This window comes from Ktedonospora formicarum (assembly GCF_016587355.1).
Classification (GTDB): Bacteria; Chloroflexota; Ktedonobacteria; order Ktedonobacterales; family Ktedonobacteraceae; genus Ktedonobacter; species Ktedonobacter formicarum.
Genome location: NZ_BNJF01000004.1, coordinates 1 through 19,591, shown reverse-complemented (window position 1 = coordinate 19,591; position 19,591 = coordinate 1). Strand labels below are relative to the sequence as shown.

Annotated in this window: 21 protein-coding genes and 4 pseudogenes; 12 read left to right on the top strand and 13 right to left on the bottom strand. The window is 50.6% G+C overall.

Annotated features, from left to right (window positions below; translation table 11 throughout):
* Positions 1–59 precede the first annotated feature (59 nt).
* Together tal and K3T82_RS31630 are read right to left on the bottom strand one after the other, a co-directional pair.
* Positions 60–1,193, bottom strand: a complete 1,134-nt coding sequence (tal, locus tag K3T82_RS31635; RefSeq protein ID WP_220197538.1) for a transaldolase — start codon at positions 1,191–1,193, stop codon at positions 60–62.
* Between the two features lie 98 nt (positions 1,194–1,291).
* A complete protein-coding gene (locus K3T82_RS31630; protein ID WP_220197537.1) occupies positions 1,292–1,447 on the bottom strand; it encodes a hypothetical protein in 156 nt (51 codons plus the stop codon).
* A gap of 173 nt (positions 1,448–1,620) precedes the next feature.
* Between K3T82_RS31630 and K3T82_RS31625 the strand changes: the two genes are divergently transcribed.
* The 4 genes from K3T82_RS31625 (at position 1,621) to K3T82_RS31610 (ending at position 3,502) form a co-directional block, all read left to right on the top strand.
* On the top strand, positions 1,621–2,016 hold the full coding sequence (locus K3T82_RS31625) for a helix-turn-helix domain-containing protein (RefSeq protein WP_220197536.1): 396 nt from the start codon (positions 1,621–1,623) through the stop codon (positions 2,014–2,016).
* Positions 1,928–2,578 carry an RNA-guided endonuclease InsQ/TnpB family protein gene (locus K3T82_RS31620; RefSeq protein WP_220197535.1) on the top strand — a complete coding sequence of 217 codons (651 nt, stop codon included), beginning with the start codon at positions 1,928–1,930 and terminating at the stop codon, positions 2,576–2,578. The genes K3T82_RS31625 and K3T82_RS31620 overlap by 89 nt, the downstream gene beginning before the upstream one ends.
* The gene (locus tag K3T82_RS49295; RefSeq protein WP_268886698.1) at positions 2,526–2,789 is read left to right on the top strand and encodes an RNA-guided endonuclease InsQ/TnpB family protein; all 264 of its coding nucleotides are present in this window, start codon (positions 2,526–2,528) and stop codon (positions 2,787–2,789) included. The genes K3T82_RS31620 and K3T82_RS49295 overlap by 53 nt, the downstream gene beginning before the upstream one ends.
* 275 nt (positions 2,790–3,064) lie before the next feature.
* On the top strand, positions 3,065–3,502 hold the full coding sequence (locus tag K3T82_RS31610) for a DsbA family protein (RefSeq protein WP_220197533.1): 438 nt from the start codon (positions 3,065–3,067) through the stop codon (positions 3,500–3,502).
* Positions 3,503–3,606: 104 nt separating this feature from the next.
* Here the strand turns inward: K3T82_RS31610 and K3T82_RS31605 are convergent, their stop codons facing one another.
* A complete protein-coding gene (locus K3T82_RS31605) occupies positions 3,607–3,897 on the bottom strand; it encodes a hypothetical protein (RefSeq protein WP_220197532.1) in 291 nt (96 codons plus the stop codon).
* Between the two features lie 286 nt (positions 3,898–4,183).
* Between K3T82_RS31605 and K3T82_RS31600 the strand changes: the two genes are divergently transcribed.
* The 3 genes from K3T82_RS31600 (at position 4,184) to K3T82_RS31590 (ending at position 8,163) form a co-directional block, all read left to right on the top strand.
* Positions 4,184–5,971, top strand: a complete 1,788-nt coding sequence (locus K3T82_RS31600) for a sensor histidine kinase (RefSeq protein WP_236031678.1) — start codon at positions 4,184–4,186, stop codon at positions 5,969–5,971.
* Positions 5,972–6,746: 775 nt separating this feature from the next.
* Entirely contained in the window at positions 6,747–7,787 is a 1,041-nt protein-coding gene (locus tag K3T82_RS31595; RefSeq protein ID WP_220197530.1) for an LLM class flavin-dependent oxidoreductase, read from the top strand.
* Between the two features lie 202 nt (positions 7,788–7,989).
* Positions 7,990–8,163: a hypothetical protein gene (locus tag K3T82_RS31590; protein ID WP_220197529.1), complete on the top strand. Its 174-nt coding sequence runs from the start codon at positions 7,990–7,992 to the stop codon at positions 8,161–8,163.
* A 71-nt stretch (positions 8,164–8,234) separates the two neighbouring features.
* Here K3T82_RS31590 and K3T82_RS31585 read toward each other — a convergent pair whose 3' ends face one another.
* From K3T82_RS31585 to K3T82_RS48170, 3 genes are all read right to left on the bottom strand, one after another.
* A complete protein-coding gene (locus K3T82_RS31585) occupies positions 8,235–8,486 on the bottom strand; it encodes a hypothetical protein (protein ID WP_220197528.1) in 252 nt (83 codons plus the stop codon).
* A 479-nt stretch (positions 8,487–8,965) separates the two neighbouring features.
* Positions 8,966–9,178: a hypothetical protein gene (locus tag K3T82_RS31580; RefSeq protein ID WP_236031677.1), complete on the bottom strand. Its 213-nt coding sequence runs from the start codon at positions 9,176–9,178 to the stop codon at positions 8,966–8,968.
* Positions 9,179–9,629: 451 nt separating this feature from the next.
* The gene (locus K3T82_RS48170; protein WP_236031676.1) at positions 9,630–9,932 is read right to left on the bottom strand and encodes a hypothetical protein; all 303 of its coding nucleotides are present in this window, start codon (positions 9,930–9,932) and stop codon (positions 9,630–9,632) included.
* Here K3T82_RS48170 and K3T82_RS50240 point away from each other — a divergent pair.
* A pseudogene (locus tag K3T82_RS50240) lies at positions 9,845–10,078 on the top strand (ATP-dependent zinc metalloprotease FtsH); the annotation flags it as partial. The gene K3T82_RS48170 and the pseudogene K3T82_RS50240 sit on opposite strands and share 88 nt — an antisense overlap.
* A gap of 13 nt (positions 10,079–10,091) precedes the next feature.
* Positions 10,092–10,520, top strand: coding sequence for a hypothetical protein (locus K3T82_RS31565; protein WP_220197526.1), 429 nt, complete (start codon positions 10,092–10,094; stop codon positions 10,518–10,520).
* On the opposite strand, the pseudogene K3T82_RS31560 reads toward K3T82_RS31565, so the two are convergent.
* From K3T82_RS31560 to K3T82_RS31530, 6 genes and pseudogenes are all read right to left on the bottom strand, one after another.
* Positions 10,490–10,842, bottom strand: a pseudogene (locus K3T82_RS31560) (transposase); the annotation flags it as partial. The gene K3T82_RS31565 and the pseudogene K3T82_RS31560 overlap by 31 nt on opposite strands.
* A complete protein-coding gene (locus tag K3T82_RS31555; RefSeq protein ID WP_220197524.1) occupies positions 10,843–11,634 on the bottom strand; it encodes a TIGR01457 family HAD-type hydrolase in 792 nt (263 codons plus the stop codon).
* Positions 11,635–11,816: 182 nt separating this feature from the next.
* A pseudogene (locus K3T82_RS31550) lies at positions 11,817–12,134 on the bottom strand (aldo/keto reductase); the annotation flags it as partial.
* A gap of 61 nt (positions 12,135–12,195) precedes the next feature.
* Positions 12,196–13,350, bottom strand: a pseudogene (locus tag K3T82_RS50235) (zinc-dependent alcohol dehydrogenase).
* A 276-nt stretch (positions 13,351–13,626) separates the two neighbouring features.
* Complete coding sequence (locus tag K3T82_RS31535; RefSeq protein WP_220197520.1) at positions 13,627–14,067, bottom strand: YgaP-like transmembrane domain; 441 nt, start codon at positions 14,065–14,067, stop codon at positions 13,627–13,629.
* Positions 14,068–14,111: 44 nt separating this feature from the next.
* On the bottom strand, positions 14,112–15,257 hold the full coding sequence (locus K3T82_RS31530) for a glutathione-independent formaldehyde dehydrogenase (protein ID WP_220197519.1): 1,146 nt from the start codon (positions 15,255–15,257) through the stop codon (positions 14,112–14,114).
* A gap of 554 nt (positions 15,258–15,811) precedes the next feature.
* On the opposite strand from K3T82_RS31530, the gene K3T82_RS31525 reads away from it, so the two are divergent.
* The 3 genes from K3T82_RS31525 (at position 15,812) to K3T82_RS31515 (ending at position 17,325) form a co-directional block, all read left to right on the top strand.
* Entirely contained in the window at positions 15,812–16,069 is a 258-nt protein-coding gene (locus K3T82_RS31525) for a hypothetical protein (RefSeq protein WP_220197518.1), read from the top strand.
* Positions 16,070–16,101: 32 nt separating this feature from the next.
* The gene (locus tag K3T82_RS31520; RefSeq protein WP_220197517.1) at positions 16,102–16,671 is read left to right on the top strand and encodes a TetR/AcrR family transcriptional regulator; all 570 of its coding nucleotides are present in this window, start codon (positions 16,102–16,104) and stop codon (positions 16,669–16,671) included.
* Positions 16,672–16,755: 84 nt separating this feature from the next.
* Entirely contained in the window at positions 16,756–17,325 is a 570-nt protein-coding gene (locus K3T82_RS31515; protein ID WP_220197516.1) for a hypothetical protein, read from the top strand.
* A gap of 1,060 nt (positions 17,326–18,385) precedes the next feature.
* Here the strand turns inward: K3T82_RS31515 and K3T82_RS31510 are convergent.
* A complete protein-coding gene (locus K3T82_RS31510; protein WP_236031674.1) occupies positions 18,386–19,429 on the bottom strand; it encodes an integrase core domain-containing protein in 1,044 nt (347 codons plus the stop codon).
* Between the last annotated feature and the right edge of the window lie 162 nt (positions 19,430–19,591).

The window sequence follows — 19,591 nt, the reverse complement described above, 5'->3', positions numbered from 1 at the left end:
CCAGTGTTCAAAAATAGACCCGCTCATACTAGCCAGCAACAATATCCGCAGGCCTTCATTCACGGCCGCCCCATTATACTTTGTTTGTCTTGAGTTCCTTTATACATTGCACAGTACGAAGCAGCAAACTTCTGTATGCCCTCCACTTGGAGTTGCTGTGTGACCTTCTCATAAGAGATGCCTATCTGCTCCAGCGATGTAAGTACATGGCTCGCCTGGGCAAGATCCCGCTCGATACTTAAATGCACTTTCCCATGATCACGGAAGTGCTTTATAGTTTCCAGCGGCATGGTATCTACGGTGTTCGGCCCGATCAATTCTTCCGCGTACAACACATCGCGATATGCCGGGTTCTTCGTACTCGTACTGGCCCACAGTGGGCGCTGCAACTTTCCTCCTGCTCGCGCAAGCGAGGCAAAACGTGCTGAACTAAACACCTGTCTGAACTCCTGATAGACCAGACGCGCGTTCACAATTGCAGCTTTCCCGCTCAATGTGGCGATTTTGTGCTGCTCTAAGGGATCTCGTGTGTTTTTGACCTTCTCTTCAAGCAATGAATCAATCAGCACATCCAGGCGGCTGACAAAGAAGCTAGCAACGGATGCGAGGTGTTTTATATCCAGACCTCGCTGCAGACGAATCTCTAAGGCGCTCACATAGGCTTCCGCCACCCGGCGATAATTCTCCAGAGAGAAGATAAGCGTCACATTGACATTGATGCCCTCCGTCAATGCCTGCTGAAGCGCGGCAATCCCCTCCGGCGTTCCTGGTATTTTGATCATGAGGTTTGGGCATGCAATCATATCCCAGTACCGACGCGTATCTTCAAGAGTTCTCGCGGTATCGTGAGCAAGTTCAGGCGAGACTTCCAGGCTGACATATCCATCCTGTCCATCCGTTGACTCATAGATGGGATACAGCATCTCGGCCACTGTACAAACATCGGTTGTCACCAACGTGTCGCAAATGTTGCTAGCGCTTTTACCCTCACGCATCAGCTGCTGCATCTGCTCGTCATAGGCATGTCCAGCTCGTATGGCTTTTTCAAAGGTCGTGGGATTGGCCGTCACTCCTACAACGCCATCCTCCTCAAGGAGACGCTGAAGTTGTCCCGACTTGATCTGGGCACGATCAATATTGTCATACCACAGGCTTTGTCCCAATGGCCTCAATTGAAGTAATGGATTGCTCATAGCCTCATCCTCTTTTCTGCTTGCTGGACTCCGTCCAAGTAAACACGTAGCTCGCCTGTTAGGCGTTTCTCCAAAAAGAGCTTCAGAGTATCAGACTCTTACTTTCCCAAGAAGCGCTGGGTGAAGGTCGCAATACAGCTGGCCTCGATCAACAGACCCAATACTGCTTCTATGGCAGCCAGGCGCGCGAAGGCATCTCCTAATGGCATGTTTTGCAGCAAGATACCACGCCCATGAAAACAGACCACGCTCAAAACGAGTGCCTCGTCCCAGCTAAGATGGGCGGAGGGGCTACAGCTAGTTTTATATTCTTTAGACATATGTAAGCGAATAGGAACAAATATGCCTATTCGCCTCTGCCTTCTTGCAAAAGCGACGGTTTTCTGGTCTATTTGTTATACTTTTGATGCAGAGGGGCGAAACACCCATGACACGTGGCTATCGGGTCGAACTGGACCTCAACAACACCCAACAGACGCTGTGCCGCAAACATGCCGGAGCCGCTCGTTGGGCGTACAACTATGGCTTGCGACGTAAGCAAGCCTGCTACAAGGCAGGTCAGCCCACCCCAAGCGCCATTGATCTGCATCGCGAGATCAATGCCTTGAAGCACAGTGAGATTCCTTGGGCGTATGAGGTCAGCCAATGCGCCTTCCAGGAGGCTCTCCGCGATCTGGATCAGGCCTTCAAGCACTTTTTTCGCAAGTGCCGGCTCAAGAAAGAGGGCACATGGAATGGCACGTGTGGCTATCCCCGCGCGCAAAAGCCGGAAGAAGGCCATTGGAGGATGCCGCTTCACGGGCACCATTCGGGTCTTTCATGATGCTATCCAGGTCCCTCGCCTGGGAGTCCTTCGGCTCAAAGAGCATGGCTATTTGCCCACCACTGTCAAGATCAGCAGTGCGACCATCAGCGAAAAAGCTGGCAGATGGTCTGTGTCGATCTGTGTGCACCATGCGTCCCATGCAGATAATTTGCCACCTCTGGGAGAGGAAGAAGAAGGCCCACGACCAGCCACAGGCGAGGCCATTGGCGTTGACCTGGGGATAAAAATGCTGGCAACGCTTTCTGATGGACGGACCTTCAAGAATCCCAAGGCATTGCGCAAGAAGATCACCGCCCTCAAGCGAGCCTCGCGACGCCACAGCCGCAAGCCCAAAGGGAGTGCCAATCGCCAGAAAGCACGCATGCGACTTGCTCGGATGCACGCCCGTATCGCCCATGTTCGCCAAAACGCCTTGCACCAAGCGACCGCACAGATCGTGGCGAGAACCCGCGCCCGATCAAGAGCGGCCTCGTGTGATCGTCCTCGAGGATTTGCATATTGCAGGTATGCTCAAGAACCGCAGGTTAGCCCGAGCCATCGCCGATGTGGGGATGTATGAGTTCAAGCGGCAGATCCTCTACAAAGCAGAGCAAGCGGGGGTGAAGGTGGTCCTGGCTTCCCGTTGGGAACCCTCTTCAAAAACCTGTTCGTGTTGTGGCTGGGTCAATGAGGCGCTCACCCTTTCGGATCGGGTCTTTGCCTGCCTGGAGTGTGGAAGTATCCTAGATCGAGACGCTAACGCCGCCAGGAATTTGGTGGCATTGGCCTGATGAAAACGGCGTACCGCACGTTCTGCGGGAAGTGACGCCTGTGGAGCAGGGGTAAGACGAGCGAAAGGCTTGCTCTCTGCTGTGAAGCAGGAACCGAACACCAAATGTGGCCTGTCCATGTTTGGGTCAGTTTCGGAGAACGACACTAGATGAAGCGCCAATGCGCTAGCTGGTTTCTTTGAGCACGCAAATACTCCAGTCGATGAGCGCTACTATATTACAACGCTTACTCCACCAGTAAGCAAGATCACGTGTTGGGACCAGAGAGAGCCCCTGTGATTTTAGTAGAATACGGAGATTATGAGTGCCCATATTGTGGCATGGCTCATCTCATTATTAAAGAGGTTCTGCAATTATTAGGAGATCAGCTACGTTTCGCCTTTCGTCATTTCCCACTCATCCAGATCCATCCCCATGCCGAGCGGGCTGCGGAAGCGGCGGAAGCCGCTGGCGCCCAGGGTAAGTTCTGGGCAATGCATGATATCCTCTTCGAGCATCAGCGGGCCCTCGATAATACGCATTTAGTCTTCTACGCAACCTCACTTGACCTCGATAAGGATAGGTTCGTAAGGGAACTGACTGAGCACAAGTATGCAGATCACGTGATTAAGGATCTCCTAAGCAGAGCGCAAAGTGGTGTAAACGGTATACACCCACCTTCTTCTTTAATGGTTTACGTTACGAAGGTGTTTATGATCTTCAAACTCTCCTGACGGCGATCAATGCCGTTGTATAGACGTAAAAGTGCATTAATTGCAATAGGGGAGAGTGTTATGGATTGTGTAGTGGTAAATGTGGGTAGGAATAAGAACTGGGCTTAAACCTGGTTCTTATTCCTATCTTTTTCCTTTTTCTCTTTGATCTTTTTTACCCTCCAATGTTGTTCGTCGATTTCTTCCCGAATGGTTCTAGCGAGCTTTTCAGCCTCGCGAAATGTCACTTCCATGCCTTCTAGGTCATGTTCAGCGGATGCGAACATGTCTTCGGAAGGAGGCCCTTGAGCCATCAATTTGATATTTGTTTCTAGCGAATCAACTGTATCCGCGTATTGTGCTAGAGCATTAACGATAGCTCGTATTTTTTGTAAGTTGATCAACGCGTAGTTCATCTGTCTCAACTCCTTTCTATCACCAGCCTATGCAAAAGAAAAAACACTGGGATTGACAGCAGCAAAATACAGTTGTTAATAACGATTGCCCCGTTTTTGTAGGAAGTTCACACTGGAAGAAGAAAGCTCTTGGCTTCTTCTCCATAAACTGTACAATGTATTGTCTATCAACACAGCAGTATAAAAAGATGCTCATTCATTTCATAAAAGATGGCCACGATGAATGAGCGAAAGCAGAATGGAACTTCAAGTGGACAAGGGTTACCAGCATAACGATTGCTGTGCTATGTCAAAGCAGAAACGATCCAAGATTGTTGCGCCAATGAGTTTATTCAAGGCCGCCGTCACATCAATCGCAGATGGCATTATTATTTGTGACCCTGATAATGTGATTGTGCTAATCAATCCTGCAGCGCTGGCAATGTTTGAAATTTCTGGAGAAACATCCTATCTCGGAGCAGACTATAACCACTTTCTCTCCCATTATGTCATTCACAATGGAGATCAACGCCCAACTACATTGGTACAAGATCAAACCTCTGATGCTGGTGACGTGCACACTATATCTATCAAAACTCCTTCAGGGCGGAAGGCATATGTGCAAGTTCGTTCTGTGCCTATTTTCGATCAGAGGAAGCAAAAGAGAGGAATGATCCACGTCTTTCACGATGTGACAGAGCTTCGCCAAAAAGAACTACAATATCAAAAAAGCAATCAATCCCTGCAGGCGTTGCTTTCTTTGCTCACTGCAATCACCTGTCTTCCTACCATTGTTGATCTTCTCCCACGTGAGGAGCAAGGGCCGTTCCTGCTTCCTCCAAGTATGCATTACATTGGGCAGCAATTGACTAACCTGGTGCTTCAGATACTACGCTGTAAGTTGGTTATGCTTCTCTCTCTCAGGCCGCCTGAGAATCACCTCTATTACGTTGCTGTGAGCGGACTCGAGCCGGAGCAGGAACAGATTCGGCGCGAGAACAGTGGGCGTTACTCTCTTGCTGACTTCTATGACGAGCAGATTAGAGCCAAACTATATTCAGGTGAGATTGTCATTTTGCCATACTCGCGTATCCATCTCCCATTTTATGAGCGCTCTGATAGGAATGGTTTGTTGACACTGCATGTCCCCCTTTTTGTTGACAAACAATTAGCGGGAATAATGCTTATAGCCAGAAGCGATTCTGACAACGCCTATACTCCTGAAGAGATCACGTTAGCGAAATCTGTTGCAACTTTGATAGTATTTGTGATTGGGTGTGTCAGTGCGTTGAATCAACTGAATGGAACGCGTGGCAAAGCACTCATGCGCCAGGAAGCAGATAAAATCATTAATGAATTTCTGTATCTTGCCAGCCACGAATTAAGAACCCCTCTAACCGCCATTATCGGCAATCTCCAGTTAGCTCTGCATCGTTTAGATGTTTTACAACGTCAAGCTAGGGATCATCCAGAGATACTCGCGCAGAGATTTGAGTACCTTCGCCAGCCCTTAGAGCAAGCTGCGCAAAGTGCACATTTGCAAGAGGGGATGATCCAAAACATGATAGATGATGCTCGTATTCAGACCAATACGCTTATGTTGCACATGAAATTATGCAATCTAACTCAGATTGTTCAAGAAACTGTGCGAGAGCAGCAGGAGCGGATACTAGATCATAAGATTCTTCTAGAAATTACGCCTTCCAGCGAAGTCATCCCCGTTATCGTTGACGAGAAAAGTATTCGCCGGGTGCTTATCATTTACCTGAAGAATGCCCTTACCTATTCACCAAGAGATTTCCCCGTGCGTACTCAAGTCGCGAGAGAGGGCACATTGGCGCGTATTTCAGTACATAGTCAAGGGGCTGGCATTTCGCTACAGGAGCAAGAGCACGTATGGGATCGATTTTATCGCACGCAGGGGGTTGCGGTACAACATGAATTAGATCTTGGCTTAGGCCTAGAACTCTACATTTGCAAGGCCTTTATTGAGCATCATCATGGGCACGTTGGCATGCAAAGTGACTCTGGTCATGGCACAACATTCTGGTTTGCCCTACCAATTGTCGAGACCACTCAAGAGAAAGCCGACTAATCATCTATAAAAGAAGCTCTCATAATGACGAAATTTCTAAAAATAAATTTGATAATTTCAACTATTAGTTGCAAATCCTAGAATATTACCATCCTGCGAACCAGCTAAGTTGAATAGATTAGAAAAGCCGCGATATTACAAGCTTTGTATGCGTTATTATAGGTTTGCGACATAGCATATTCATATAATTATTTGTTACATCAATGTCGATGATTTATAGAAAATTATGTACTCATATGATATGGTTTTCTTTGAAGGATCGTTTCGGAAGCAGAGCATCAAGGAGGGGCGATTGACGGAGCTATATGCATCAAGCTCAGGCATTAAGAGAGAGGTTATGTATAACATCCCTCTTCTTTAGTACCCAAATCGAGGGAGACTCTTTCCCTAAGTAACTCATCTAGATCAGTAGTAGCCGTGAGGGAGAGGCGAAAATGGGGGTGCCATGCTGCAAGATAGACATACAACATCAGAGTCCAAACGGAGAGCCGGAACCGCTGTACAAACGGAGCAGCCTGGTGAATTGCAGAATGCAATTACCCCCAGCCAAGAAAAGCCGTCTGTTACTATGGCTCTGAGTAGTTCTTCCGATAGAAGCACGAATCAGGCTACACAGCGCACATCATATAGGGCTTTGATCACATTCTTGCAATGAATTGGTGAGCTATTCCAAGTAAAGAACTTCAACGCCAGCATCAGACGTGAACGAAAGGTTGTAGTTGAATCAGGTGCTAGTATTTTTCTTAGTATAATTCTTCACTATGAGGAGAGAAAATTGGAAAAGAAAGCGAATGAAACGCATAGGAGGCTGCGCTTCTCTCTGTGGAGTGATGGCCGAACGACGGCGGGTCAACCGGTAACAACTACAACTTATGAAGAGCTTATGGGTGAATTTTGCCATGCCGACCAGCTTGGTTTTCATGGCGTATGGGCCTCGGAGCATCATGGCTTTGATGACGGCTATCTTCCAGCTCCTCTTACATTTTTGGCTCATATAGCTGCTCGTGCTGAACATCTTCATCTTGGTACAAATTTACTGCTTCTACCACTCTGGCCCGTTCGCCTTCTGGCTGAGGAGGTGGCTGTGCTGGATGTACTTAGCAAAGGGCGTTTCACGCTGGGAGTGGGGCTGGGATATGTACCTCACGAGTTCGCCGCCTTTGGTGTGCCGCGCAGCCAGCGCAAGAAACGCATGGAAGAAGCGATTCCTTATCTTCGGGCAGCCTTCCGAGGGGAGCGCGTCCCTGATGGGTATAATGGGGCTCCCCTTCCGATGACACCCCAGCCAGCACAGGGGGCGCGTTTACCGATTTACATGGGTGCCAATACGGAAGTTGCGCTTGACCGTGTGGCACGCCTTGCTGACGGATTCCTGGCATCGGGTTTCCTCTCCGATGCTCCTGAACAAGAGGTGGTGAATCAGTGGCACGTGTTGCAGTCTCACTTGAAGAAGTATGGTCGTGATTCCACGTCTTTTCCCATCGTTTTGAGTACCCATCTATGGGTCAGCGATGACCCTGAGTGCGATTGGGTGACGTTGCTTGCTCCCTCTCTGGCTTATCGGCAATATGTCTATGCTAAGATGGGGAAAGATGTGGGAAAGCCTATGCCGCCGGAGCCTGATCCCAAATCGTTTAAGCGCGAGCATTTTCTAGTGGATACGCCAGACAATGTGGTCAAACGCTTACAGAACCTCCAGGCTCAGGTTCCCTTTAGCGAACTATGCTTCTGGTTTCACCCGCCAGGAGTTCCCCACCAGACCGTCGTGGAAAATCTTGAACGTATCGCACAGAATGTATTGCCAGCTTTTAAGTAGGCAAACATGTTTCTCTGAGCGCAGAGTGGTCGAGCGTAGAGAACGAATAGCTGAGAGGAGCAGGCACATTGAAAATGAGTGTTCACATAGGAGGAGGCAAATGCAGTATTGTAATTTATGCCCTCATACCCCAGAATAGGCACAGCTCCTGCGCCACATTGATCAATTAGCGGAGCGTATTGATGCACTGGATGACGAAATTTTGTATTACCAGGACCGCGTGAGCGATTTCCAGAGCGTGCAAGTATTTTTTCGGGTGCTGCATCGTGTGGATTACCTTACGCGTGAGGAGCACGCGCTCTATAACGAGATTACGGCTGAAGAGCAAAAGCTGTATCTTCTGCGGGAATCCTGCGCTTGGGGGATCGATGATTAGAAGGCGTGCAGGGAAGTCATGATGAGTTCGCTCGGCGTTTCGTGTAAGCGATCTCGTTGTGTGAGGGCGTGTTAGGCGACGATTTCCTGTGCGCCTGCAAAAACGGCAATGATTTCGGCATCACGCAGAGCCAGAGAGCGTTCAGTATCAAGGTACTGATGAGTATAGTGCAGATGTTGCGCTTGGATGAAGATCAACAGATACAAATGGCCCATCGCTTGGGAGCAGTAGACCCCCATCTCGCCATTGGGACCAACCCACTCTTTGATTGCGAAGATCTCCTGATCGCCAAACAAATCTCGAACAAATTGGACAGTACTCATGCATGCTTCCCCTTTCAATGCTAGTATAGTCATGTGAGGGAAGCAGATCTAAATATTCTGTAGCGTCCGTTTGTGTTGTAGAGGGTGAGAGACCGTAAACGATGTTTTTTTCCTTCCGCACTTTCCACCGTGATTGTCCTACCATAATGCTTGACGATTTTTTTTGCAATGTGGATTCTCCCATACCCAGACCAGGAAAGATTTTCTCACTCGCACCATCGCTCCCCCGATTGAAGCGTTCAACGACCGTACTTTGAAACTCCTTGGGGATGCCAACACCATAATCCTGTATCTTGATTACAACGATATCGTGTGACGCATGTTGCATGTACCCAGACATCAACGGCGTTTGCTTGTGACGAATATTTGATCGCATTCCTGATGAGGTTGGTGAAGACTTGCGCGATCCGGCGTTTATCCGCCACGATGTACTGATGAGTTGTTCCATACAGGCGCAATGTATGTGTAGTGGTTGTTTGCTAGAGTGTTTCTACCACCTCACGTATCACAGCATCAATATCAAGCTGTTCGTCAGTGTAGTCGAATCTCTCCATCTGAATTTTGGAGACATCCAGCAGATCATTGATCAATTGCGTTAAGGTCGTGACTTGTGCCTCCATACGAGAGAGTATGGGTGTTACTTCCTTGTACTCTTTTTGTTTCAACTTCTTCCTAAGCAGATGGAGAAGCATTTTGAGGGCAGTTAATGGTGTTTTCAGCTCATGACTTGCGAGAGAAATAAACTCGTCTTTCCTTTTCTTTGACGTTTAAACTAAAATAATATCAGCAATCCTTTCACAAGGATTGCCAAGGTGGAGTAATGTATCCAAATAGTAAATTGGGTGCGCATCAGCACACTTTTTGAGGCGAAACGGACGAAATCAGCGCGAAACAGGGAAATTAACTCTGGAGAATTGAGAGAAGTAGCCCCAGAGACGAATGGTTCGCACTATTTCGGGAAGTGGGTGAGGGCAGCGCAGGGGACATCTTGTGTTTACAATAGGTGTTTGACGTTTCCCATCTCCTTTGCGATCTATGTCAGCTTCGCTGGTACTGGGCATCCATGCCCGTTGAGAGAACGTTCCAAGGTTGGCCCTCCCCCAAGATTGCCTTTCGACTTTCCAGCGAAGCCGATGTGCATACTCAACAAGCGCACACCGTCGTCAAGAGGATTGGCTCCTCGCCGAGAGGTGACATAACATCTTTCAGTCCCGACTCGGCTTTGTTTTGATTCCAGCGATGACGAACGAGATCGAGCATGCGGTTGGCCCCATCAGAATCGGACGCGCGTTCATTTACCAGGGCGATTCCGTAGGCGAGTCGGATCACGTCGAGAATATGGACATCCGTTCGGACTTGTTCTGCGCCCTGGTCGTTTCGATCGTCAGGTGGTAGTCGATCGGCCAGAGCGGCGCGGCAGAGAAGCGATTCTCCGCATCCACACACGTCACGTTCCTCTTACGGCAGATGTAAACCTGGAAGAACTGGCTCGTAGAACGTCGAGCTTTTCGGGGGCCGATTTGGCCAACCTGGTGAACGAGGCCGCGCTGATGGCAGCGTGTCGGGGCAAGATGCGGGTCGATAGAGGGTCGTACGGGAGAAGAGGTGGCTCTCGGTGAGATCGCCTCGGGAGCGGAAAATGACCTTAAAGAGGCAACACGTCTGGCTCGGCGTATGGTGATTGAATGGGGTATGGGTGAGATGACCGGTCTGGTAGCCTATGATTTAGATGGGGAGAATGCTTTCCTTGACCAGCGGGCATTGGAAGGACAGAGTCGGATGTATTCAGAGGCGGCAGCAGAGCGAATGGACGCAGAGGTGGAGGGACTTCTTGAACTGGCGCACCGGCAAGCGTACACGATACTTACCGAGCATCGGATGCCCTTGGAGCAGTTGGAGCAGGTGCTGCTCCAAGAGGAAATGCTGAAACGCGATCAGGTGCTTCCCATTATTTTCGGCACGTCGGTTGTAGGTCTGTCAAGTATTTTGTGGAAGTTGAGTTTTCATTGCAGAAAGCGCTCCGCAAATCGATAGCAAACCGATTGAGCGCACGCTTCCTTCCATTCACGAATGGGCATAGTCCATTTCTTGGAGACGGCTCGCACTGCCAAGTACATCATCTCGAAGACAGGCTCGTCGGAAGGGAAAATGCGCCGGTTGCGTGTCATCTTACGTAAGGTCATGTTTAAGGACTCAATGGTATTGGTGGTGTAGATGACCTTGCGGATATCCTCAGGAAAGGCAAACAGTGAAATGACACACTCCAATGGGCTTTCCAAGAGGCACTAATGGTTGGGTAAAGCCGATCCCATTTTTCGGCGAACAGTTCCAGATTGAACTCCGCTTCCGTCTCCGTTTACACCTCCACATCCGCAAGAGCCTCTCGTACCCATGTGGGACGATAGGGAAAGCGCTCTGCCTGTTCTCGCGTGGTAACGCCTGTGAGTACCAGAATGGTTCGCATGCCGCTCTCAATTCCAGCGATAATGTCGGTATCCATGCGATCACCAATCATTACAGAATCCCCAGAATGCACATGAAGGGAGTGCAGAGCAGTGCGCATCATCAGCGGATTCGGTTTGCCAATAGAGTAAGGCTTGACACCTGTCGCGGCAGTGATCAGCGCTGCCACGGCGCCGGTTCCAGGAACAATTCCCCCTTCTCCAGGACTCGCTACGTCGGGGTTGGTGGCAATGAAACGGGCACCCGCATTGACGAAACGAATTGCTCGCGTAATGCGCTCGAAGCTATAAGTATTCGTCTCACCCAGTACCACATACTCAGGTTCCTGATCAATCAGAACGTAGCCGGTGTCATGTAATGCCGTCGTTAACCCAGCCTCGCCAATGACGTATGCCCGCCCACCGGGTCGCTGCATATGCAGAAACTGGGCGGTCGCCAGGGCGGAAGTAAAGATTGCTTCGTGCGGCACATCCAGCCCCATAAAAGACAATCGCACTTGCAGATCGCGCGGAGTGTACCGCGAGTTATTTGTCAGAATCAAGTACGGGATCTTCTGAGCCTGGAGCTGCTGGATAAAATTTTTTGCACCAGGGAGAAGTGTGGTTCCCAGTACAATCACTCCATCCATATCTATCAAGTAATTTTTGCTCCCATCCATACTGTTTCTCTCTGATTCATCTTTCATTGAAATACTACTCCTTTTCATATGAGACAGAATAAGAAAACAAAAATCCCTCTAACAGATGCTATGCATGAAATGTCACTACTGTCATGTTTTTTCGTTCTGATACCCCTTCTCTCAGGATTCCCTCCCGGGCTTCGGGTTTGCCATCGGCTCTGGGGCACTCATGTGCTGTGACAGCTCGGTCTCCAGGCGCGCAGGCTGCTCTCACAGGCGGCGATCGTTCCGCGCCGGGTCGCGTTCTGAGGCAAGACCTTGCTCACCAAGAACACCTCGTCGCCTCGTCCCGCAAGCGCCTCGCCCACGAGTTCTTCAGCGGCGCTATCAGTGTACATCTTGGCGGTATCAATCAGGGTCATGCCAAGATCGATCCCGAGGCGCAATGCCGCTATTTCAACCGCTCGAGGATGCAGACCTTCGGCCAGGTGCCACGTGCCCTGTCCAAGGACGGGAATCGGCTCGCCAGAGGGGCGTTGGAGTGTGCACATGGCAGATACAGGCATGGAAAATCTCCTTCTCTTTCTCTCCCTGGATAGGCTGCTGGGGAGTTCCGTCCGTGTTTCGTTAAGGCGTGAAGACGGCCCGTATGCACCCATCCTTCTTATGCTTGAACATGTCGTACCCCAGGGGCGAATCTTCGAGCGAGAACCGGTGCGTCGCGAGGAACGAGGGGTCGAGTTCGCCGCGCGTCACGTGCTCCAGCAGACGTGGCACGTATTTCTGCCCGTGTTGCTGAGCCGTACGCACCGTCAGCCCCTTGTTCATGATAGCGCCGATAGGGAACTTGTCCATAATCCCATAGACGCCCAGGATCGACAGCGTCCCGCCCTTGCGGCAGGCCAGGATCGCCTGGCGCAGCGCCTCGCCACGGTCCGTTTGGAGATGGAGGGCCTGCTTCGCGCGGTCGTAGGTGTAATCGATGCCGGTCCCGTGCGCCTCCATCCCTACCGCGTCGATGCAGGTATCAGGGCCACGTCCACCAGTCATCACCTTCAATGTTTCGACGACACCATCGACCTCGGTATAGTCGATTGTCTCGGCTCCCACCTTCTCCCTCGCCATCCGCAGTCGCTCTGGAAAGCGGTCGATGCCGATGATCCGCCCGGCTCCCATGTGGAAGGCACTCTGCATCGCCATAAGTCCCACGCCGCCCCAGACGGCGACGGTGTCCCCTCGTTTCATATCGCAGAAGTCGGCACCCATGTAGCCAGTCAGCGCTGCATCTGAGAGGAAGAGGACCTGCTCATCACGTAAGCCCTCGGGTCAGTCGTTGTCGGCGTGGGGCACCCGTATGTACTGGGCATGTGAGCCCGCGTAGCCACCGAAGGCGTGCGTGTAGCCATAGATGCCGGCGGTCGGATAGCTGAATATGGGCTCCTGGAGCTCTGGATTTGGATTCGTGTTATCGCAGAGTGAATAGAGTCCATGATGGCAGTACCAACAGGTCCTGCAGACAATGAATGATGGGACGACCACGCGGTCGCCCTTTTGCACCTTCTTCACCTGAGGTCCGACCTCTACGACTTCACCTATAAACTCATGTCCGATCACGTCTCCCGCGCGCATCGTCGGGATGTATCCATCGATGAAGTGCAGGTCCGAGCCACAGGTCGTGGACATCGTTACCCGCAAGATGGAGTCATGTGGATTTACGATCTCGGGATCGGGTACGGTCTCCACGCGGAGATCGTTGACCCCGTTCCAACAAAGTGCTCGCATCTGTATGTCCTTCTTTTACTAGGGCTAGGCGGCCACACGGGCGGATGGGTTGCGCTTGAGCGTCGGGATCTCACCCGTGTCGGCTAGACTTTTGAAACGTCGGAGTATCTTCTCCGCGAACAAGAACGGCACGGTGTGTAGGCGCTTTGCCGCAACCTTGCCCAACTTGCCGCCCGGCGGGTTGAGGCGGACGGAGAGGGCCACTTCCGTTCCCCAGTCCTCGGGTGCCCGACGAAAGCTCACTGAGCCTTCATTGGGCAGTTGTGCTCCAGGAAGCTATTGCCAGCGTATGATCTCTCCAGGGCGTTCCTCTACGATCTCTGTGTCCCATTCCAGAGTTCGCATGAACGGACTCTGCACACGCCAGTGCATACGATTGTCGCCTCCCTGCGAGACCTCGGCGAAGTCTCCTAGAATCCGCGAGAGATTCTGGGGATCGCGCCATAAATGATAGAGTTCATATGCGGGCTTCTCAATAGTTATAGCCCTCTTTATCTCGGGAGCACCTGCTTCACGCTGCCTACCACCAGGCGCTGAACTTATGTCAAGCAGCTGGTAGAGGAAACTATGCCCGGTTAGACCTCGATAGAGCAGGGCAGTGGCTAATGTTGCCTGTGTGAGCGAGCGCCGAGTAAGACTTTTCAGCAGGAGTGCTCCGCCAAGTGCAGCAGAAATTCTCCGCTCCACCGGATGGACATTCTCTTTTGCCCTCTTCATCTTGCCTCCTTTGATAGTGGCACATGCGGACCTATATTTGTAGGTTAAGCTGCGGGTTTGAGCACAACCTTGATCCAACCATTATCGCGCGCATCAAAGTGTTTGTATGCGTCGGGGGCTTGCTCTAAGGGTAACCTGTGCGAGACGATAAACGATGGCTTTGCCTTCCCCAGGTGAATGAGGTCGCGCAGGTGACGATTGTAGTCTTTCACATTGCACTGTCCTGTCCCGATACTCTGTCCCTTAAACCACAGGAGACCCCAATCGAAGGCAATCTCGCCTTGCTTGTAGAGGGGATCTTGTGGAGCTGGATCGTTAGGAACATAGACGCCAACGACCCCAATCCCTCCGGTGAACTTTACTGAACGCACCAGATTATTCATGGTCATGTTGGGATGCTCACGACCCTGAGGATCATGTGCCTGATAACCCACGCACTCACAACCTCGATCTGCACCCCTCCCATTCGTAAGTTGCAGGACACGCTCGACGGGATCTTCCTTTGAAAAATCAATTGGGATGGCTCCAATGGACTCGGCAAGCTTGAGTCGGTCCGGGTGGAAATCGACAACCATGACCTTGCTCGCCTCCTTGAGCGTCGCAGAGTAGGCTGCCATTAATCCCACCGGGCCTGACCCATAGATGACGACGGTATCGCCCGGTTGCACACAGGCTAGCTGTGTTGCATGCCAACCAGTCGGAAAGATGTCAGCAACCATGACGTAATCGTCCTGCTTCTCACGGGCGTCCTCTGGCAACCGTAGGCAGTTAAAATCGGCATACGGGACGCGGAGGTATTGTGCCTGCCCACCCTGGTATGGTCCCATATCAGCAAAACCATAGGCTGCACCAGCCATCTTTGGATCTGGATTGGTCGTGAGGCAGAAAGCAGTCAAGCCCTTCTCACAATTGCGACAGAAGCCGCAACTCACGTTAAAGGGGAGGCAGACCATGTCGCCAACCTTGATCCTGTCAACAGCATTTCCAATCTCAACAACTTCGCCAAGATTCTCATGGCCGAAGACTCGGCCCTTTTCGAAGTCAGTGCGACCTTCGTACATGTGCAAATCGGAACCACAAATGTTGGTCGTGGTAACTTTTACCAACGCATCGGTCGGGCGCTCGATTTTTGGATCTGGCACATCTTGAATACTCACGCTACGCGGTTCGTTGTAGACAACTGCTTTCATTATGTACCCCCATGCACACGGGTGTGCGTTTTTCTATGGTAGTGCCTACTATGCTCTCCTCTTCTCGTTGAGAAGAAGATAACGTTTTCATAGTAAAGAGACGTGGAAGCAGGAAGCATATACTCAAGTGCTAAGCAAACCACTGTGTAGCTTTTTCTGCTCATTCCATACCAAACTAATCAAGTTTATTATTGTACAGAATACAGTCATTTGCTCACTTAAGCATCTATTTTACATAGAGAACACATAATGGAAAGACCAAAAGTAACGATAAATTGGTGTCTAGACAAACGGTACCACCATAGATCAGCGAATCATTGCTGGACGACATGGTGCGTTGATATGAGCGTCTTTCTCTTGGCCTCCCCCTAAGGACGAATGCAACTTGCAAGAGAAGAGAACTTGTGCGGTCCCATCGTTGTGCGTAGGGAGCAACGCAGTGACTCGCTGGCGATACTCGAGACTCTCTATTATGCCTTCGATACCCGGAGGGAATGGAAATGCCCGACATCCTGGGCAATCTGAGCGCGCTGACCCCGCAGGAGCGGCTGGAAATGGCCCTCGCCAGCGCCAATCAAACCTACGTGAACGAGCACCATGACGACAGTATGGAGATGCTGGCAGCGGATTACCTAGCGGTGCGGCACGAAACATTGGACCTCCTGCAGCAGTTTACCGATGATCAGCTGACCGCGCTGGCACCCACTGTCATTGGAGACCAGGCTGTCGGCAACTTGTTTGCCGGGAGAGCGGAGCATGCAGCCACACACATGCCCGGATTGAGGGGGAGATTCCGTTGGTTGCTCCCTTGACATTTTACTTACTAGTAAGTAAAATTAAAAGCATGAGGACACAAGCGAATACAGCACAACAGATTATTGAGGTCGCGCTCGGCCTCATGATAGAGCGAGGATACAACGCCTTCAGCTATGCCGACATTAGCGAGCGGATGGGAATCAGGAAGGCCGGTATCCATTATCATTTTCCTACTAAAAGCGACCTGGGGCGTTCGGTTGTCGCCTATTATCGAACCCTGGCGCAGCAGGGACTCAACCAGATTGACCAGATCTTGTCTGATCCCAGAGAGAAGCTCACTCTCTACACAGAGCAATTCTACAGGCAAATGAAGGAAGCCAACTTCTTTTGTCTCTGCACCCTCCTGGCCACTGAGCTTCCGACCCTGCCTGAATGCGTCCGTGACGAGATTGAGGGCTATTTCCGCGAGCACACAGCCTGGTTTGCGACGCTGTTGGCAAGCGGTCGAGCACAGGGCATCTTCAGCTTTGGTGGTGATTCCACGATCAAGGCTCAAAGTGTTCTCGCTGCCATCCAGGGAGCCATGATTGCCGCGCGCGCCTATCAAGATCCCGAGCACTTTCGCACGATTGCGCTCCAGGTGTGTGCAGATTTGTAAGCGCAGAGGACATCTCTTTTTTTGGGATATAAACCTACTTACTAGAAAGTATATATCTGAGAGCATTACTGAAAAGAGGAAAACATGTCGATATTCAAATCATTGGGAGCTCACACGAGTGCAAACACGGCACTTCTTATGCGTAATCTGTACTTTGTGCGAGCCGCTTTTGCACTGGTCTGGGCGCTTGGCGTTTTCTCCCTGATCAAAATGCCTGCACTTGTCCCCTTCCTACTCATCCTTTATCCAGCCTTTGACGCTGGTTCATCCTTCTATGATGCTTACGTTCATCGTGCCTCAAAGAACACTCTGGCTCAAACAACAAATGGAGCCATTAGCTTCCTTACTGTTCTCGCCGTGCTCGTTGTGATCTCGATGGGCGTTCCAGCTATCTTACGCGTATTCGGTATCTGGGCTATTCTCACGGGTGGAATAGAATTCGTAACGGCCATACGACGGTGGAAAGAACTTCGTGGTCAAGCGGTCCTCGTCTTCGGCGGAGCCGTCTCTGTGCTTGCCGGAAGCTTCTTCATTGCCTCTGCTGGACAGCCCACAGCTGGCCTGAGCAGCCTGGCTGGTTACGCCCTAATGGGAAGCTGGCAATTTCTTGTTTCTGCTCTCCGTCTGATCAAACAAGGCCGCCAGAATACATAAACTGATCTGCATTAAGATGTAGGTGTGCTCGCGCGCATGGTTCTGTCTCCATGGAAGCATGAAGTGGAACTCCATCAACTTTTCTCATCAAAGTTGATGGAGTTCCATATATTCGCCTGTTTGATCTGTGACGCATTAACGCCCCTTTCGGCGAAGTTATGGTATTAATGACACTAAAATCACATATATGTGCTAATATATTGATGATTTTGGTGGCATAAATCAAAAAACAAAGAGGCGTCCGATATGAAAAAGAATAGGCAAGCCGATAGTCTTAGGGCTGCTATATTATGCATAATTGTCCTTTTGCTCTTTTACGTTTATAAGCAAACGATAGGCGCGGACGTAATTGGACCGTTAGCGGACCAGAGTATGAACGCATAACCATAGGCAATAAAATCTATGTAGCAAATTATGCGAACAACTACACCAGCGCGGATAAAGGGGACTTTTTGGGGGTCGTTCGTGGTGGTGATGTTACCTTTAGAATTTACTCTGTAAAGGGTGATAATGACCATAAATACATATATAGACTATCAGATTATGAGGGGCTTTTTATCGTTTGAAAGAATAAACTCTAGGCTTGCAACTAAGCAAGCCTATTTCATTACTGGATCACTGGGACATTGCCTTGCTGCTCGCGGGGTCTCCATTAGCCCGGACCTGCTCCCCTGGTAACGTTGACAGTCGACCCCACTCGTGCCTGTGGTGAAGAATAGCGTTGCTGTGTCCTGGTCCGGTAAACTGACTATGAATCCAACTGTGCTGGCTATTTAGCATATCCGTTCCAAAATCTCTGACCCATGCCAAGAAACGAAAGGCAGAAAAAGCACGGAAAGGGTTTATCTCAAGTGGATACACTCCATCGTTAGCACGCCAGACCTCTGCAATGAGGCAAGAGGACTTGTTCTCTTTGCTCAATGAGGCAAAGGGTCAGACTGCACAGAAACACATTCGTACATCTTCTCTTTTCTCTGGCTTTTGGCTATTTAGGCGGCCCTCCGGTAGTCATGGTGTAACCCACCCAACATGGGAATGGCGATCACCCGGTTTGGAGGCTTCAGAAGAGAAGCAGACGAACCGATGGCACCGGAATGCGTTGCCCCAGTCCTTGATGGGGTCGAGCCTGGTTGAAGTAGACCGTATAGGCATTGAGGAGCGGATGGAGTTGCTTCTCATGGAAGATCAGGGAATGATCCAAGCATTCTCGCCTCACACTTCCCAGAAAGCGTTCACACACAGCATTGGCACGCGGCGTTCGGTATGGTGTGCGAAGCACCTTGATCCCACTCGTTGCGGTCACGCAAGCAAAATTCGGCCCGAATTTACGATCATTATCCCTGATCAGATACTTGGGTGTTTGCCCATACGGAGTCGCTTCGCGCAGTTGTTGCGCGACCCAGAGATCGGTCGGCGATCGCGTCACGTTCACATGGATCACCTGGCGCGACTGGAGTTCGATGATGAAAAAAGCAAAAAGTGGGCGGAAGAAGAGATCAGTCACCTGTAAGAAATCACAGGCCCACACGCCTGCCGCGTGATTGCGCAAGAACGTTTTCCAACTCTGCCCATTCGGTCGTCTCCGGCGAATGGGCCTCATATATTTCTGGATGGTTCGTTTGCTCACGCGAATATCCAACTTGAGCAGTTCTCCCCGAATACGCTCCGCCCCCCAAAGTCGATTCTTCACTGCCATTTTCTTGATCAAGCAGATCGTCTCAGGTGAGAGCTTTGACTTTCTCGCGCATGCCTTCGTTTTGCGCTTCCAGAACAGACGGAAGAGTTCACGATGCCAGCGCAAGAGCGTCTCTGGCTGGACCAGGAAGAGTGCCTGTTTCCAGGTTCGGGCCATCCTGGCAAGAAGCACCAGGAGAAGCCGGTCCGTCTTGCGGTAGGTCGGTCGCTTGACTTGTCGACGGAGAATGATCAGTTGCTGCCGTAAGAGCGCATTTTCCGCCAGCAGTTCCAATTTCCCTTTGGTCAGATCGGCAAGCGTACCGGGCACAAGGAGGTTGCCGATGGTTTGACCCAACAGAGAACGCGTTCGAGAAATGTTTGGAAGTTGAAAGACAGGCATCGCTTGACCGAGGAAAATACCCACCACACAAATAGAACCTCTTCTTTGTAAAAATGGCATATGGTTGGAGTGCATACACAGAATGAGCAGTGTTGATTGTACACGCATCTCACGTGCTTGGCAAGAAAGCTCATTTCATTGTCCATAACAGGCTGATTTCCCGAACAGATGTCCCAAGTAGCCAGCACA

Coding starts and splice junctions, on each gene's coding strand:
- K3T82_RS31625 (WP_220197536.1), top strand. CDS start 1,621: ATGACACGTGGCTATCGGGTCGAACTGGACCTCAACAACACCCAACAG.
- K3T82_RS31580 (WP_236031677.1), bottom strand. CDS start 9,178: ATGCTTCTCCATCTGCTTAGGAAGAAGTTGAAACAAAAAGAGTACAAG.
- K3T82_RS31585 (WP_220197528.1), bottom strand. CDS start 8,486: ATGAGTACTGTCCAATTTGTTCGAGATTTGTTTGGCGATCAGGAGATC.
- K3T82_RS31555 (WP_220197524.1), bottom strand. CDS start 11,634: ATGAAAGATGAATCAGAGAGAAACAGTATGGATGGGAGCAAAAATTAC.
- K3T82_RS31530 (WP_220197519.1), bottom strand. CDS start 15,257: ATGAAAGCAGTTGTCTACAACGAACCGCGTAGCGTGAGTATTCAAGAT.
- K3T82_RS31600 (WP_236031678.1), top strand. CDS start 4,184: ATGTCAAAGCAGAAACGATCCAAGATTGTTGCGCCAATGAGTTTATTC.
- tal (WP_220197538.1), bottom strand. CDS start 1,193: ATGAGCAATCCATTACTTCAATTGAGGCCATTGGGACAAAGCCTGTGG.
- K3T82_RS31535 (WP_220197520.1), bottom strand. CDS start 14,067: ATGAAGAGGGCAAAAGAGAATGTCCATCCGGTGGAGCGGAGAATTTCT.
- K3T82_RS31620 (WP_220197535.1), top strand. CDS start 1,928: ATGGCACGTGTGGCTATCCCCGCGCGCAAAAGCCGGAAGAAGGCCATT.
- K3T82_RS31605 (WP_220197532.1), bottom strand. CDS start 3,897: ATGAACTACGCGTTGATCAACTTACAAAAAATACGAGCTATCGTTAAT.
- K3T82_RS31520 (WP_220197517.1), top strand. CDS start 16,102: ATGAGGACACAAGCGAATACAGCACAACAGATTATTGAGGTCGCGCTC.
- K3T82_RS31525 (WP_220197518.1), top strand. CDS start 15,812: ATGGCCCTCGCCAGCGCCAATCAAACCTACGTGAACGAGCACCATGAC.
- K3T82_RS49295 (WP_268886698.1), top strand. CDS start 2,526: ATGCTCAAGAACCGCAGGTTAGCCCGAGCCATCGCCGATGTGGGGATG.
- K3T82_RS31515 (WP_220197516.1), top strand. CDS start 16,756: ATGTCGATATTCAAATCATTGGGAGCTCACACGAGTGCAAACACGGCA.